The following is a 15,906-nucleotide window of genomic DNA, read 5'->3' on the forward strand; positions in this document are numbered from 1 at the left end:
GATTTGCAAGGAACAATCGTCAAGGCCTTGGCTGGCTTCTACTACGTGGAGTCAGATGGTCACATTTACCAGACACGGGCTCGTGGAAATTTTAGAAAAAAAGGACAGACTCCTTATGTGGGGGATCAGGTGGAGTTCTCTGCTGAAGAGAATTCAGAAGGCTACATTTTGAGCATTGCGCCTCGAAAAAATAGCCTCGTGCGCCCTCCTATTGTCAATATTGATCAGGCAGTAGTGATCATGTCAGCTAAGGAGCCACATTTCAACGCCAATCTTTTAGATCGTTTTCTAGTTCTTTTGGAGCATAAGGGGATTCATCCCATTGTCTATATTTCAAAACTGGACTTGTTAGAAGATATGGAAGACATCCACTACTACCAAGGAATCTACCAGGCTATTGGCTATGATTTTGTCTTGTCGATTGAGGAACTCTTGCCCCTTTTGACCAATCAAACCACGGTCTTTATGGGGCAGACCGGTGTAGGAAAATCGACCTTGCTCAATAAAATCGCTCCGGATCTGGAGCTTGAAACGGGTGAGATTTCAGATAGTCTGGGGCGCGGTCGACACACGACCCGAGCTGTCAGCTTTTACCATTTAAATGGAGGAAAGATCGCAGATACGCCTGGCTTCTCTTCCCTTGATTATGAAGTGACGACCAGTGAAGACTTAAATCAAGCTTTTCCGGAGATCGCCGATGTGAGCCACTCTTGTAAATTTCGTACCTGTACCCACACGCATGAGCCAGCTTGTGCGGTGAAACCAGCCGTTGAAAGAGAGGAAATTGCACCTTTCCGTTATAAGGATTACTTGCAATTTCTAAGTGAGATTGAAAACCGTCGCGAAACCTATAAAAAAGTTTCGAAAAAAATGCCAAAATAGGAGACACTACAACGATGAAAACAATGAAAATTGCACCCTCAATTTTGAGTGCCGATTATGCCAATTTTGAAAGTGAATTGAAACGCTTAGAAGCAGCAGGAGCTGACTATGCCCATATCGATGTCATGGATGGCCATTTTGTGCCCAATATCAGCTTTGGAGCTGGTGTCGTAGAGAGCATGCGTCCACATAGCAAGTTGGTCTTTGATTGCCACTTGATGGTCACCAATCCCGAACACCATATCGAAGAATTCGCCCGTGCAGGTGCGGATATCATCAGCATCCACGTAGAAGCGACTCCCCATATTCACGGAGCTCTTCAAAAAATTCGTCAAGCAGGTGTGAAGGCTAGTGTCGTGATCAATCCAGGAACTCCTGTAGACAGTATCAAACATGTCTTGAACTTGGTGGATCAAGTCTTGGTTATGACTGTTAATCCAGGATTCGGTGGCCAAGCCTTCTTGCCGGAAACCATGGACAAGGTGCGCGAATTAGCCGCTCTTCGTGAAGAAAAAGGTTTCGACTTTGATATCGAAGTGGATGGTGGAATTGATGGCCAAACTATTTCCCAAGCCAAAGAAGCTGGGGCCAATGTCTTTGTAGCAGGCTCTTATGTCTTTAATGGAGATGTTAATGAGCGCGTTCAAACGCTCCGAGATGCAGTAAATGGGTAACATCGCAATACTGGCGGGAGGTGACAGCACGCTCTTGCCAAAAGATCATGACGCTTATGTAGGCGTTGATGGTGGCTGTTTGAAGCTACTGGAACAAGGTTTGCCTTTAGATATAGCTGTAGGGGATTTCGATTCCATCTCTGAGGTTGATTTTCGCAAGATCCAGGCCCAAGCCAAGCAAGTTGTTCAATCCGTCCCTGAAAAGAATGATACGGATTTGGAATTGGCCTTGAAAACAGTCTTTGAAGACTATCCAGATGCTGCAGTCACAGTTTACGGTGCTTTTGGTGGTCGCTTGGATCACTTCTTGTCTAATATCTTTTTGCCGACCGATCCAGACCTAGCTCCCTATATGGAGCAGATTCAATTAGTCGATGAGCAAAATCGCTTAGTTTTCAGACCAGCGGGCTCTCATGAGATCCAGCCAGATCCAACCATGACCTATGTTGGTTTTATGCCTGTCGGAGAAGGTCGTTTAGAGATCACAGGGGCCAAGTATCCGCTCCATTCAGAAAATTATTTTCCAAAGGCTATGTATGGTTCCAATGAGTTTTTGGATCAAGCAATTCAAGTGAGTCTTGATCGGGGCTATCTTGTCATTGTATATAGTAAAGACAGAGGTTAATATGAATATCATTTTGCTTCTGATTGGCCTGCTTAATCTGGGACTTCTCATCTATCTCTTGCAACGGTCAGATGACACAAGACCGGCTTTACGAGAGATGCTGGAAGACCACGAGGATCATTTGACAGACCAGTTGGACTATCGTTTTGAAAAAGAAAGACAGGCGACTCAGATTGCCAACCAGCAGTTAGAGATCGCTCTGACAGATCGCTTGACAGAGATGCGGGTGGAGATCCACCAGCAAACGACAGCCCTGCGCGCTGAGATGAACGAGCACTTTACCAAAAATCGGGACAAGACAGATGAGCGCATGCGCCAGATTCAAGAGTCCAACGAAGTGAGGCTAGAGCAGATGCGCCAAACGGTTGAAGAAAAATTGGAGAAAACCTTGCAGCACCGTTTGCAGACCTCCTTTGAGACCGTTTCGAAACAGTTGGAATCGGTCAACAAAGGGCTGGGAGAAATGCAGTCAGTTGCACGGGATGTTGGAACCCTCAATAAAGTTCTCTCCAACACCAAGACTCGTGGAATCATGGGCGAATTGCAACTGGGCCAAATCATTGAAGATATCTTGACGCCAACCCAGTATGAGCGGGAATTCATCACAGTTCCTCAGTCCAGTGAGCGCGTGGAATATGCCATCAAGCTTCCGGGACAAGGAGAGGAGCCAGTCTATCTACCGATTGACTCTAAGTTCCCATTGGAAGACTACTATCGTCTGGAAGAGGCGTATGAGTCAGGGCAAAAAGAGGAGATCGAGCGTTACCGCAAGGCTCTTTTGGCTAGTATCAAGCGTTTTGCCAAAGATATCCAACAAAAATACCTCTTTCCACCAGCGACGACCAATTTCGGGATTCTCTTTTTACCGACTGAAGGACTCTATTCAGAGGTGGTTCGAAATCCTGAATTTTTCGATCGTTTGCGTCGGGAAGAACAAATTTTAGTGGCTGGTCCAAGCACCCTATCCGCCCTTTTGAACTCCTTGTCTGTTGGCTTTAAGACGCTTAATATTCAAAAGAGTGCAGATGATATCAGTAAAGTACTGGGATCTGTCAAATCAGAATTCCATAAATTTGGAGGTGTTCTAGCCAAGACCCAACGGCATTTAAAGAATGCTTCCAATAATATTGATGATTTACTAACCAGACGGACCAGTGCCATCGAGCGGACGCTCCGCCAAATCGAAAGTGATGAGGACCTGCTGGGACTAGATATATACATAGAAGATGGAGAAGATGATGGTCAAAATTAGCCAAATGAAAAAAGATGAATTGTTCGAAGGATTCTATTTGATCAAGTCAGCAGAAGTGCGTCAAACGCGGGCCGGGAAAAACTACCTTGCCTTTGTCTTCCAGGATGAGACCGGTACAATCGAAGGTAAACTATGGGATGCCCAACCTCACAATGTAGAGAGTTTTATGGCTGGGCGCGTGGTCCATATGTCTGGACGTCGAGAAGTTTACAATAATACTCCGCAAGTCAACCAATTAAACATGCGCTTGCCCCAAGCAGGAGAGCCCAACAATCCAGCAGACTTTAAGGAAAAACCACCAGTAGATCCCAAGGAATTGCATGAATACCTGTCAAACATGATTTTCAAAATTGAAAATCCAGTCTGGCAACGGATTGTCCGGGCCCTCTATGGGAAATATGAGAAAGAGTTTTATAGCTATCCAGCTGCTAAGACCAACCACCATGCCTTTGAAGCAGGTCTCGCTTATCATACGGCGACCATGGTCCGCTTGGCAGATAGTATCGGTGATATCTATCCTCAGTTGAATAAGAGCTTGCTCTTTGCAGGGATTATGTTACACGATTTGGCCAAAGTGATTGAGTTGACGGGACCTGAAAATACAGAATACACTGTTCGAGGCAACCTCATCGGCCACATTGCACTGATCGATGAAGAAATCACCAAGGTCTTGCAAGAGTTGAAGATTGATGACCAAAAAGAAGAAGTCATCGTCCTTCGCCATGTGATCTTGAGTCACCATGGCTTGCTCGAATACGGTAGTCCTGTTCGTCCAAAAATCATGGAAGCAGAGATTATTCATATGATCGATAATTTGGATGCGGAAATGATGATGATGACAACAGCACTTGGCTTAATTGGTCCTGGCGAGATGACCAATAAAATCTTTGCTATGGAAAATCGTTCCTTCTATAAACCGAATCTCGACTAGTAAAAACAGGGATAAATACGGGAATGATTCTGCCAAAAATAAAATAATCAGGAAAAAACGGCCTTCTGTAAATCAGAATGTTCGTTTTTTTCGCTTCTTATGGTATAATGATAGAAAAAACTACATGGTGAGAAAATGAAATTAAGAAGAAGTGAACGGATGGTCGTGATTTCTAATTACTTGATCAACCATCCCTATGAATTGACTAGTCTCAATACGTTTGCGGAAAAGTATGAGTCTGCCAAGTCTTCCATCTCAGAAGATATCGTGATCATTAAGCGTGCGTTTGAAGAGATGGAAATCGGAAATATTGAGACCATCACAGGAGCTGGTGGAGGCGTGATCTTTACACCGTCTATCTCAGATCAAGAATCCAAAGAAATCGTCGAGGATCTTTGCAAGCAACTGTCTGAAAGTGATCGTATCCTTCCTGGTGGCTACATTTACCTGTCTGATCTTTTGAGCAATCCAAAGATTTTGAATCGGATCGGACGCATCATTGCCAAAGCCTTCCGGAATAAGAAGATTGATGCTGTCATGACCGTAGCGACCAAGGGAGTTCCTTTAGCGAATGCAGTGGCCAATGTCTTGAATGTTCCATTTGTCATTGTCCGTCGTGATTTGAAAATCACAGAAGGGTCAACCGTTAGTGTCAACTATGTTTCAGGCTCAAGTGGGGATCGTATTGAGAAAATGTTCCTTTCAAAACGGAGCCTAAAAGCAGGAAGCCGGGTCTTGATTGTCGATGACTTCCTTAAAGGTGGCGGAACGATTAATGGGATGGTCAGTCTCTTGGCTGAATTCGATTCTGAATTAGCAGGAGTAGCTGTCTTTGCGGATAATGCTGCAACCGACCGTGAATTCTTTGAACACAAATCCTTATTGCGCGTGACCAACATCGATGTAAAAGAAAATAAATTGAGTGTCGAAGTTGGGAATATCTTTGATTAAGAGCAACAAAGGAGGATCAAAAAGTGAAAAGAATTTTAGATCGATTTGATAATAGTCCTTTGTGGATTCGCTTGGTGACAGTTCTGTCTCTATCCTTTATTTTGGTAGCTGGTTTGTATACCGTTAAAAAGAATACGGCTGCCCAGGTAACGACAGAAATTCAACCTGCTAAAAAGACAGGTTCCCTTCCAGTGAAAAAGGAAACAAAGGAAGAAAAAGAAAAGAAGGAAGAAAAGAAAAATACAGAAGCTGCTGAAAAAGCAGTCGTTCAAATGGAAACAACGCCAAGTCAAGATTCTGTGAACGCTGCCCAAGCTGCTGTGAAGAAAGTCAAAGATGCGACTCAAAAGCAATCGCTTGAGGCCCGTATCCAATACACCGCTAACTATTATGGACTGACCTATGAGAGCGACACAACGGCAACACAGCAGACTCAAACAGACGCTAATGCCAACACGAACGCGAACGCAAATACTAATGCCAATGCTGGAGTAGCTGGAGCCAATGCGACAGTGCAACCACAACAGCAACAACAGTATGCTCCGGCCGCAGATACAGGGGCAGAAGAACCTGCTCAAGCTGGGCAATAATGAACTTTTTAGACTTCTTTAAAAAATAAAAAAACATCTTGCAATCAAAGTGCCGTCATGTTATAATAATAGGCGGTACTTTTTACTTTTGGTCTCTCAAGAGTGTACAGGGACGTGCTGACAAATGTTGCAAAAGTACACACAGATGGTAGCTGTCACCAAGTGTACCATCACCAAAAATAAAAAATTTCACAGGAGAATGTAGATGCCTACAATTAACCAATTGGTTCGCAAACCGCGTAAATCAAAAGTAGAAAAATCTAAATCACCAGCTTTGAACGTTGGTTACAACAGTCATAAAAAAGTTCAAACAAACGTTTCTTCACCACAAAAACGTGGTGTTGCAACTCGTGTTGGAACAATGACACCTAAAAAACCTAACTCTGCCCTTCGTAAATTTGCCCGTGTACGTTTGAGCAACTTGATCGAAGTAACTGCTTATATCCCAGGTATCGGACACAACTTGCAAGAACACAGCGTGGTTCTTCTTCGTGGTGGACGTGTAAAAGACCTTCCAGGGGTACGTTACCATATCGTCCGTGGAGCACTTGATACTGCAGGTGTAAACGATCGTAAACAAGGCCGTTCTAAATACGGTACTAAAAAACCAAAAGCATAAGGAAAGGGGATAAAGAAAAATGAGTCGTAAAAACCGTGCGCCTAAACGCGATGTATTGCCAGATCCGCTTTACAATTCACAATTAGTTACTCGTCTTATCAACCGCGTTATGCTTGATGGTAAACGTGGTACAGCTGCTTCAATCGTTTACGGAGCTTTCGAACAAATTAAAGAAGCTACTGGAAACGATGCTCTTGAAGTATTCGAAACAGCTATGGAAAACATCATGCCTGTACTTGAAGTACGTGCTCGCCGTGTCGGTGGTTCTAACTACCAAGTCCCAGTTGAAGTTCGTCCAGAACGTCGTACAACACTTGGACTTCGTTGGTTGGTAACCATCGCTCGTCAACGTGGTGAACACACAATGGTTGATCGTCTTGCAAAAGAAATCTTGGATGCAGCGAACAACACTGGTGCAGCTGTTAAGAAACGTGAAGATACTCACCGTATGGCTGAAGCTAACCGTGCATTCGCACACTTCCGCTGGTAAGATTAAGATACTGAGGGCGTTAAAAAAACGACTGAAAATTAGGAAGCTTGACGAAGAATCAAGGATTCTAGGAAAGCTTATCTATTTTCCGAGCTTTTAGCCCGGGTTCAATTATGATACTAAGAGCGGCAAAGGCCCAAGGCAAAAATAGGAAACTGATGCAGTGTTCGATGAACACAAAGCAGTTTATCTTTTTTGCACCGGGCCTCGCTCGGGTTCAAATCAGTTAACTTGAGCTTTTAGCCTGGGTTCAATTAAGCTTCGTCAGCTCTTGAACCCAATTCAACTCTTCTTACAAGTTGGAACCAAAACTTAGCATGAAAACAATGAGAACGGGTAGGTCCTGCCTATCCGTTTTTATTAAATCATGTTATAATAGAATATAGAAATAAAAAATATAGGAGAAACAAACCTCATGGCACGCGAATTTTCACTTGAAAAAACTCGTAATATCGGTATCATGGCTCACGTCGATGCTGGTAAAACAACTACAACTGAGCGTATCCTTTACTACACTGGTAAGATTCACAAAATCGGTGAAACTCACGAAGGTGCGTCACAAATGGACTGGATGGAGCAAGAGCAAGAACGTGGTATCACCATCACATCTGCCGCTACAACAGCTCAATGGAAAGACACTCGTGTAAACATCATCGACACACCAGGACACGTGGACTTCACTATCGAAGTTCAACGTTCACTCCGCGTTTTGGACGGTGCTGTAACCGTTCTTGACTCACAATCAGGTGTTGAGCCTCAAACTGAAACAGTTTGGCGTCAAGCAACTGAATACGGAGTTCCACGTATCGTATTCGCTAACAAGATGGATAAAATCGGTGCTGACTTCCTTTACTCAGTAAGCACACTTCATGACCGTCTTCAAGCAAACGCTCACCCAATTCAATTGCCAATCGGTGCTGAAGATGACTTCCGCGGAATCATTGACTTGATCAAGATGAAAGCTGAAATCTATACTAACGACCTTGGTACAGATATCCTTGAAGAAGATATTCCAGCTGAATACCTTGAACAAGCTCAAGAATACCGTGAAAAATTGGTTGAAGCAGTTGCTGAAACTGATGAAGACTTGATGATGAAATACCTTGAAGGGGAAGAAATTACTAACGAAGAATTGAAAGCTGGTATCCGTAAAGCTACAATCAACGTTGAATTCTACCCAGTACTTTGTGGTTCTGCCTTCAAGAACAAAGGGGTTCAATTGATGTTGGATGCAGTCCTTGACTACCTTCCAAGCCCACTTGATATCCCTGCAATCAAGGGTGTAAACCCAGATACAGACGAAGAAGAAGAACGTCCAGCATCTGATGAAGAGCCATTTGCAGCTCTTGCCTTCAAGATCATGACTGACCCATTCGTAGGTCGTTTGACATTCTTCCGTGTTTACTCAGGTGTCTTGAACTCTGGTTCATACGTCTTGAACACTTCTAAAGGTAAACGTGAACGTATCGGACGTATCCTTCAAATGCACGCCAACACTCGTAAAGAAATCGAAACAGTTTACTCTGGAGATATCGCTGCTGCCGTTGGTTTGAAAGATACTACAACTGGTGACTCATTGACAGATGAAAAAGCAAAAATCATCCTTGAATCAATCGAAGTTCCAGAACCAGTTATCCAATTGATGGTTGAGCCTAAATCTAAAGCAGACCAAGACAAGATGGGTATTGCCCTTCAAAAATTGGCTGAAGAAGATCCAACATTCCGCGTTGAAACAAACCCTGAAACTGGTGAAACAGTTATCTCTGGTATGGGTGAGTTGCACTTGGATGTCCTTGTTGACCGTATGAAACGTGAATTCAAGGTTGAAGCTAACGTTGGTGCCCCTCAAGTATCTTACCGTGAAACATTCCGCGCTTCTACACAAGCACGTGGATTCTTCAAACGTCAATCTGGTGGTAAAGGTCAGTTTGGTGATGTTTGGATCGAATTTACTCCAAACGAAGAAGGTAAAGGATTTGAGTTCGAAAATGCGATCGTCGGTGGTGTGGTTCCACGTGAATTCATCCCTGCAGTAGAAAAAGGACTTCAAGAATCTATGGCGAACGGTGTTCTTGCTGGTTACCCAATGGTTGACGTGAAAGCTAAGCTTTACGATGGTTCATACCACGATGTCGACTCATCTGAAACTGCCTTCAAGATCGCTGCATCTCTTGCACTTAAAGAAGCTGCTAAGACTGCACAACCAGCTATCCTTGAACCAATGATGCTTGTAACCATCACAGTTCCTGAAGAAAACCTTGGGGATGTTATGGGTCACGTAACTGCTCGTCGTGGACGTGTAGATGGTATGGAAGCACACGGTGCAAGCCAAATCGTTCGTGCTTATGTGCCACTTGCTGAAATGTTCGGTTACGCTACTGTCCTTCGTTCTGCAACTCAAGGACGTGGTACCTTCATGATGGTATTTGACCACTACGAAGATGTACCAAAATCAGTACAAGAAGAAATCATTAAAAAAGCTAAAGGTGAAGCTTAATTTACCAAAGCTAAAAAACTCTTCCCACTTTGGGAAGAGTTTTTCTTTGTTCCAAAAGTGAGTACAAGTAAAAAAGCGCTTTTCCTATCGATCAAGACTTTGTGAAAAACTTTAATAAAAGAGGTAGTGATCTATGATAAATCTTGCTTTTCGTGGGGAAATAGTTGCTTTTTAATGCAATAAAGTATATAATAGAGACTGTTAAAAGATGTTTGGCGCTGTGTCAAGTTACTCTTTTCACAAAAAATTTTTTTGATTTTCATAAGGAGGAAATCACGAATGGTAGTTAAAGTTGGTATTAACGGTTTCGGTCGTATCGGACGTCTTGCTTTCCGTCGTATCCAAAACGTAGAAGGTGTTGAAGTTACACGCATCAACGACCTTACAGATCCAGTTATGCTTGCACACTTGTTGAAATACGATACAACTCAAGGTCGTTTCGACGGTACTGTGGAAGTTAAAGAAGGTGGATTCGAAGTTAACGGTAAATTTATTAAAGTTTCCGCTGAACGTGATCCAGAACAAATCGACTGGGCTAACGACGGTGTAGAAATCGTTCTTGAAGCAACTGGTTTCTTTGCTACTAAAGCAGCTGCTGAAAAACACTTGCATGCTGGTGGTGCTAAGAAAGTTGTTATCACTGCTCCTGGTGGATCAGATGTTAAAACAGTCGTATTTAACACTAACCACGATATTCTTGATGGTACTGAAACAGTTATCTCAGGTGCTTCATGTACTACAAACTGCTTGGCTCCAATGGCTAAAGCTCTTCAAGATAACTTCGGTGTTGTTGAAGGATTGATGACTACTATCCACGCTTACACTGGTGACCAAATGATCCTTGACGGTCCACACCGTAAAGGTGACCTTCGTCGTGCACGCGCTGGTGCTGCTAACATCGTTCCTAACTCAACTGGTGCTGCTAAAGCAATCGGTTTGGTTATCCCTGAATTGAACGGTAAATTGGACGGAGCTGCACAACGTGTTCCTGTTCCAACTGGATCAGTTACTGAATTGGTAGTTGTTCTTGACAAGAACGTTACTGTTGATGAAGTGAATGCAGCTATGAAAGCAGCTTCAAACGAATCATACGGTTACACTGAAGATCCAATCGTTTCTTCAGACGTTGTAGGTATGTCTTACGGATCATTGTTTGACGCAACTCAAACTAAAGTTATTGACGTTGACGGTAAACAATTGGTTAAAGTTGTTTCATGGTATGACAACGAAATGTCTTACACTGCACAACTTGTTCGTACTCTTGAATACTTCGCAAAAATTGCTAAATAATTCATGCGTATGATGAGAGGAGGGAAACCTCCTCTTTTTTTGTACTTTTTTTAGGGCTTTCTCATCATATTATAGGAATTGCCAAAATAGATTGACAGTGCTAAATAGATTAGGATATCCTATTCTTGATTGGAGATTTCTAATACAATAAAATGAAAGCGATTACAGGTCGTAGAGAAAGGAGCCAATGGAAATCGCTCAAGAAAAAGAAAAAATCCATACAAGGAGGTCAAGATGAAAGGTCATCTATTTGAAAAGAAAGAACGATTTAGTATACGAAAATTCAGTGTGGGAGTTTGCTCCGCATTGATTGGGTTAGCATTTTTAGGAACAGGCGCTGTCTCTGCAGATGAGACGGTTTCTACTAGTGAACAACCCTTGGAAACCTCTTCAGTAGCGACTGAAGATGTTAATCATCTAGTGAGAGAAGCTGGCGTCTATACTGCAGATGCGGCACTTCCTACGGCTGATCCTGCAAAACCGGCCACAGAAGCGGTCACTCCAGAGGCTAGTCCTACAAGTACAGAAGCTAGCTCGACGACTACAGATACTCCAGCTGTTTCAGAGACTGAAAAACCGAAAGCTACTGCTGAAAAAGTGGCCGATTTACCAACCAATGAAGAAAAACAATTAAGGCCCAAAGAAGTTAAGTTCGATACCTGGGATGATCTCTTGAAGTGGGAACCAGGAAAACGAGTGGATGACGATATAAACAGAGCAAGCGTCCCACTTGCGAGTCGTTTCCAAGGAAAACAAATTAATGAACAAGCCAAACCTGAAGCGAAGATCCAAGCGCTGTCAAACATGAACTCCAAAGCCAAGGATCATGCGTCTGTCGGCGGGGAAGAGTTTAAGGCCTATGCGTTTGATTACTGGCAATATTTGGATTCCATGGTCTTTTGGGAAGGACTGGTTCCATCAGCAGATGTGATCGATGCTGCCCACCGAAATGGGGTTCCTATTTATGGAACACTCTTTTATAACTGGTCTAGCAGTATCAAGGATCAAGAACATTTTGCAGAAACATTGAAAGAAGATAGTGAAGGCTCTAAAACTTTCCCGATCGCCCGTAAATTAGTTGAACTTGCCAAGTATTATGGCTTTGATGGTTATTTTATCAACCAAGAAACAACCGGAAATCTTGTAGAACCATTGGGTCCAAAATTGAGAGATTTTCTTCTTTATACCAAGGAATATGCGAAGAGTCTGAACTATCCGATTAAGTATTCCTGGTATGATGCTATGACCTATGAATATGGCCGTTACCATGAGAATGCGCTGGGAGAATACAACTACAATTTCATGCAGCCAGAAAATGGGGAAAATCCAGTTGATACTTTCTTTGCTAACTTTAACTGGGGCAAATCAGAAGTGGATTATTCCATCAGTACAGCTAAATGGATTCATCGGAATCCTTATGATGTTCTAGCTGGACTCGAACTCCAAAAAGGAGGCTCTTATAAGACTAATGTAGACTGGAATGCCATTTTAGATGAACATGGCAAGTTGCGTCTATCTCTTGGGCTTTATGCACCTGATACCATTACAGGGCTAGGAAAGACTGGAGAAGGATACCATACCCATGAAGATCTATTCTGGACAGGTTTCCAAGGAGATCCGACTAAAGGAAAACCAGCAGACCAATCTTGGTACGGTATGTCCAATCTAGTAGTGGACAAAACCCCAATCACTAGTGAAGATTTCAATACTTCCTTCAATACTGGTCACGGAAAACACTGGTTTGTCGATGGCAAGATTTCTAAAGAAGGGGAATGGAACTACCGTTCTGTTTCTGGCTACCTTCCAACATGGCGTTGGTGGGTAGAGCATAGTGAAGATAGTACACCATTAAAAGGTCGCTATGATTTTGATCAAGCTTACAATGGAGGAAATTCTCTAGCCTTTGAAGGAGATTTAAAAGCCAATAGCAGTCAAAATGTCATGCTCTATTCGACCAAGATTCCTGTGACAGAAACGACAAAATTGAGCGTCAGTCATAAAGGTGGGATCGGAGCTGCTGCCTGGGTAGCTGTTGCCACCAAAGAAGACTACTCTGAATACGAATGGAAAGAATTGACACTGAGTGCAGATTGGTCTACTCAAACCTTTGATTTAGGAAGTTTGGCTGGCAAGACCATCTATGCTGTGAAGATGTTCTTTGACCATGATACGGATGTTAAAGACTACAAATTTAATCTCGGCCAATTGTCGATTACGTCAAACCAAGAAAAACCAGCTACTCCAGCAGAAGTATCCGTTCGTGCAAAACGTCTACAAAATGCGCAAGAAGCAGAAGCAGTCCTCAATTTTAAAGGGGTAGCAGATGCGGATTATTATGAAGTCTATGAAAAAGATGGCGATAACTGGCGTCTCTTAACAGGATCTTCTGCGACAACCGTCTATCTACCAAAAGTTAGCCGTTCAGCAAGTGCTGAAGGAACCACTCAGGAACTCAAGGTTGTGGCAGTTGGAAAGAATGGTCAACGTTCGGATGCGGGAACTGTAGCCTTTGATTGGGGCATGACCGTGTCAGATACCAGTCTACCAAAAGCTTTAGCGCCAAACGTGGTCATCGGAGCCAAAGTGATCGGTTCGAGCTTCCCGGATGCGGATGGTAGTGAAGGCATCGAAGGCATGTTAAATGGTACCATTACCAGTCTTTCAGATAAATGGTCTTCTGCTCAATTGAGTGGAACCGTCGATATTCGTTTGACACAACCACGGACCATTGTTCGTTGGGTCATGGACCATGCCGGTGCGGGTGGAGAATCTGTCGACGATGGCAAGATGAATACCCGTGACTTCGACCTTTACTACAAGGACGAAGCCGGTGAGTGGAAATTAGCCAAGGAAGTTCGTGGCAATAAAGCCCATGTATCTGACATTACACTTGATCATCCGATCAAGGCTCAAGACTGGCGTCTCCATGTCATTACGGCAGATAACGGAACTCCATGGCAAGCCATCCGGATTTACAACTGGAAGATGTATGAAAGTCTGGATACGGAAACGGTCAACATCCCGATGAAACATGCTGCAGCGCAAAATCTGGGTAATCATTTTGTCCAAGTCGGCTTCAAAGATGTTCCAGCTAATACTACTCTGACTCTTTATGCCGATAAAGAAGCTACTAATCCAATTGCGACCATGACAGCCGATCAAGCTGGAAATCTGATCTTTAAACCACTGGCTTTTGAATCAACCCCATCTCTTCTCTACTATCGTGCGCAAGAACCTGGCAAAGATATCAGTAATGTTCTAGCAATTGAAGTTCCAAAAAATGATAAAGAAATTGCGGGACTTCAATTTGAAGATGGCTTGACCAAGAAGGTCTACCGGGAAGGCGATGCCCTTTCCTTGAAAGGGGCGACTCTCCGCGTTCATTATAAAGATGGCCAAGCAGATCAACTGGTCAACCTCACCAACTCAGGTGTAGAGATTCATGGATTTGACAGTAGCAAGCTGGGAGAACAACACCTAGAAGTCTCTTACCTTGGTCAGAAATTGGATAAGACCCTCACTGTTTTTGTGGTCAGTGCAGAAGAAGCAGGTGAAAAAGCAGTTGCTGGTCTAGAATTGACCGACAAACCAAAAGTGGAATATATTGTCGGAGAATCATTGGAAAAAGAAGGTGGACGCTTTACAGTCGTCTTTGAAGATGAAACGACCGAAACGCATGCCTTGACAGATGAAGGTGTGGAAGTGACTGGCTTTGATACGACCAAGGAAGGTCGTCAAACCATCACTGTCCATTACAAAGGAGCTAGCACAAGCTTTGATGTCCTCGTCAATCCAAAACCAGCTCTCAACGATGAATACCTCAAGCAAAAATTGGCTGAAGCTGAAGCTGCAAAAGCCAAAGTAGACTTTACTTTTGCGACTCCTGAAGTCAAAGAAGCCTTGCTGGCTGGAATGGCTGCTTCTGAAAAAGTCTTGAAAGAGCATGATACCAGCACACAAGATCAAGTCAATGAGCAGTTGAACCAATTGACCGCTCTCTTGAAAGCCTTGGATGGTCAAGCCAATCTAACAAAAGAAAAAGAAGCTCTCTCTGCTCTGACAACAGAAGCGACTGCTCTATTAGCAAGCAAGCCAAATCACCCTTCTGGTGAAGCTTTGCAGGCACTGGTTGAGAAAAATAAAGAGCTCCTAGCTTCTTCAGAGCTCACTCCTGAAGCGCTTGAAACAGCTAAGACAGGTCTAGAGACCTTGATTGCGCTCCTGAAAGAAGATAAGCCAGCGGTCTTTGTAGACCCTGCAACTGGAGTCGAAGTTCAATTCTCCAACTTAGAGCCAACCGTTGTCAAAGGACTGAAAGTCGCAAAAGTTGAAGCCAATCAGGCAGAAAAAGAAGAGCTGAAGGGTCGAGAAGGAATCGTCTTTGATATTGAAGGCGTGGATGCCAGCGGTCAAGATATTGATACCCACCATCCATCCTTTGTGAAAATCCCTGTGGATAAGGATAAAGAAGTGGAGCAAGTTCTCTTCTTCCCAGAAGGTCAAGCTCCTCAATCCTTGGCCTTTGAGAGAGTAGGAGATGTAGTCATCTTTACAGCTCCTCACTTTACTCACTATGCGATTGTCTATAAACCAGCACAAACGGAAGGACCAGATCAACCGATCCAACCAGAGGAACCGGCTAAACCTGATCAGCCTGTTCAACCAGCTCAACCAAATCAACCAGTCCAACCAGCTGCCCCAGTAACTCCGGATCCAGCTAATCCATTGAAGCCTACAGAGTCTTCTCAAGTGGATCAGTTGGCCCCAACGACTTCTACTCAAGCGGGTCATCAGGAGGAAGAACACAAGGATATGGTCGATCAAGAGATCCATCAGTTGTTAAGTGCCCACCAAGGAGCGAACTCACAGCCAACGGTTCAGCAAGAAACAAAAGATGCAAGCAAAGAAAGTCAATCGGAACACTTGCCAAATACGGCAAGCCTAGAAGCTTCCTTTGCAGCTGAAGCTGTTCTCTTAGCGGCCTTAGGCGGCTTCCTCTTGGCTGGTAAGAAGAAAGAAGAGTAAGTCTTTTACAGGATTCTTTCGTTCACTTAAAAAGTCACTCTCAAAAAACCTCTCTGGTGAAAACCAGAGAGGTTTGATCT

12 protein-coding genes are annotated in these 15,906 nt (G+C 43.6%); all 12 read left to right on the forward strand.

What is annotated here, in order from left to right; translation table 11 throughout:
- The first annotated feature begins 3 nt into the window (after positions 1–3).
- The 12 genes from rsgA (at position 4) to M1G14_RS00740 (ending at position 15,826) form a co-directional block, all read left to right on the forward strand.
- Entirely contained in the window at positions 4–882 is an 879-nt protein-coding gene (gene rsgA, locus M1G14_RS00685) for a ribosome small subunit-dependent GTPase A (protein ID WP_024055290.1), read from the forward strand.
- Positions 883–896: 14 nt separating this feature from the next.
- The gene (rpe, locus tag M1G14_RS00690; RefSeq protein ID WP_045759944.1) at positions 897–1,556 is read left to right on the forward strand and encodes a ribulose-phosphate 3-epimerase; all 660 of its coding nucleotides are present in this window, start codon (positions 897–899) and stop codon (positions 1,554–1,556) included.
- Positions 1,549–2,181 (forward strand): thiamine diphosphokinase, encoded by a 633-nt coding sequence (locus M1G14_RS00695; protein WP_049523443.1) that lies wholly within the window; start codon positions 1,549–1,551, stop codon positions 2,179–2,181. The genes rpe and M1G14_RS00695 overlap by 8 nt, the downstream gene beginning before the upstream one ends.
- A gap of 1 nt (position 2,182) precedes the next feature.
- Positions 2,183–3,433, forward strand: coding sequence for a DNA recombination protein RmuC (locus tag M1G14_RS00700; protein WP_049523441.1), 1,251 nt, complete (start codon positions 2,183–2,185; stop codon positions 3,431–3,433).
- The gene (locus tag M1G14_RS00705; protein WP_049523439.1) at positions 3,420–4,364 is read left to right on the forward strand and encodes a 3'-5' exoribonuclease YhaM family protein; all 945 of its coding nucleotides are present in this window, start codon (positions 3,420–3,422) and stop codon (positions 4,362–4,364) included. Before M1G14_RS00700 ends, M1G14_RS00705 begins: the two co-directional genes overlap by 14 nt.
- 135 nt (positions 4,365–4,499) lie before the next feature.
- Positions 4,500–5,315 (forward strand): pur operon repressor, encoded by an 816-nt coding sequence (gene purR / locus M1G14_RS00710; RefSeq protein WP_003002950.1) that lies wholly within the window; start codon positions 4,500–4,502, stop codon positions 5,313–5,315.
- Between the two features lie 23 nt (positions 5,316–5,338).
- Complete coding sequence (locus M1G14_RS00715) at positions 5,339–5,905, forward strand: hypothetical protein (protein WP_125826629.1); 567 nt, start codon at positions 5,339–5,341, stop codon at positions 5,903–5,905.
- Positions 5,906–6,110: 205 nt separating this feature from the next.
- Positions 6,111–6,524, forward strand: coding sequence for a 30S ribosomal protein S12 (rpsL, locus tag M1G14_RS00720; protein ID WP_003003125.1), 414 nt, complete (start codon positions 6,111–6,113; stop codon positions 6,522–6,524).
- Between the two features lie 19 nt (positions 6,525–6,543).
- Positions 6,544–7,014, forward strand: a complete 471-nt coding sequence (gene rpsG, locus M1G14_RS00725) for a 30S ribosomal protein S7 (RefSeq protein WP_003003105.1) — start codon at positions 6,544–6,546, stop codon at positions 7,012–7,014.
- A 415-nt stretch (positions 7,015–7,429) separates the two neighbouring features.
- Positions 7,430–9,511, forward strand: coding sequence for an elongation factor G (gene fusA, locus M1G14_RS00730; RefSeq protein ID WP_003003071.1), 2,082 nt, complete (start codon positions 7,430–7,432; stop codon positions 9,509–9,511).
- Between the two features lie 279 nt (positions 9,512–9,790).
- Entirely contained in the window at positions 9,791–10,801 is a 1,011-nt protein-coding gene (gap, locus tag M1G14_RS00735; RefSeq protein WP_023919220.1) for a type I glyceraldehyde-3-phosphate dehydrogenase, read from the forward strand.
- 234 nt (positions 10,802–11,035) lie between these two features.
- The gene (locus M1G14_RS00740) at positions 11,036–15,826 is read left to right on the forward strand and encodes an endo-beta-N-acetylglucosaminidase (protein WP_247926119.1); all 4,791 of its coding nucleotides are present in this window, start codon (positions 11,036–11,038) and stop codon (positions 15,824–15,826) included.
- Positions 15,827–15,906 lie beyond the last annotated feature (80 nt).

Origin of the sequence: Streptococcus parasanguinis (genome assembly GCF_023109675.1) — a bacterium.
GTDB classification, from domain to species: Bacteria; Bacillota; Bacilli; order Lactobacillales; family Streptococcaceae; genus Streptococcus; species Streptococcus parasanguinis_I.

Excerpts from the sequence above, each read along its gene's own strand:
- purR (WP_003002950.1), top strand. The coding sequence starts at position 4,500 with ATGAAATTAAGAAGAAGTGAACGGATGGTCGTGATTTCTAATTACTTG.
- rpsL (WP_003003125.1), top strand. The coding sequence starts at position 6,111 with ATGCCTACAATTAACCAATTGGTTCGCAAACCGCGTAAATCAAAAGTA.
- M1G14_RS00705 (WP_049523439.1), top strand. The coding sequence starts at position 3,420 with ATGGTCAAAATTAGCCAAATGAAAAAAGATGAATTGTTCGAAGGATTC.
- fusA (WP_003003071.1), top strand. The coding sequence starts at position 7,430 with ATGGCACGCGAATTTTCACTTGAAAAAACTCGTAATATCGGTATCATG.
- M1G14_RS00695 (WP_049523443.1), top strand. The coding sequence starts at position 1,549 with ATGGGTAACATCGCAATACTGGCGGGAGGTGACAGCACGCTCTTGCCA.
- M1G14_RS00740 (WP_247926119.1), top strand. The coding sequence starts at position 11,036 with ATGAAAGGTCATCTATTTGAAAAGAAAGAACGATTTAGTATACGAAAA.
- gap (WP_023919220.1), top strand. The coding sequence starts at position 9,791 with ATGGTAGTTAAAGTTGGTATTAACGGTTTCGGTCGTATCGGACGTCTT.
- M1G14_RS00700 (WP_049523441.1), top strand. The coding sequence starts at position 2,183 with ATGAATATCATTTTGCTTCTGATTGGCCTGCTTAATCTGGGACTTCTC.
- rpsG (WP_003003105.1), top strand. The coding sequence starts at position 6,544 with ATGAGTCGTAAAAACCGTGCGCCTAAACGCGATGTATTGCCAGATCCG.
- rpe (WP_045759944.1), top strand. The coding sequence starts at position 897 with ATGAAAACAATGAAAATTGCACCCTCAATTTTGAGTGCCGATTATGCC.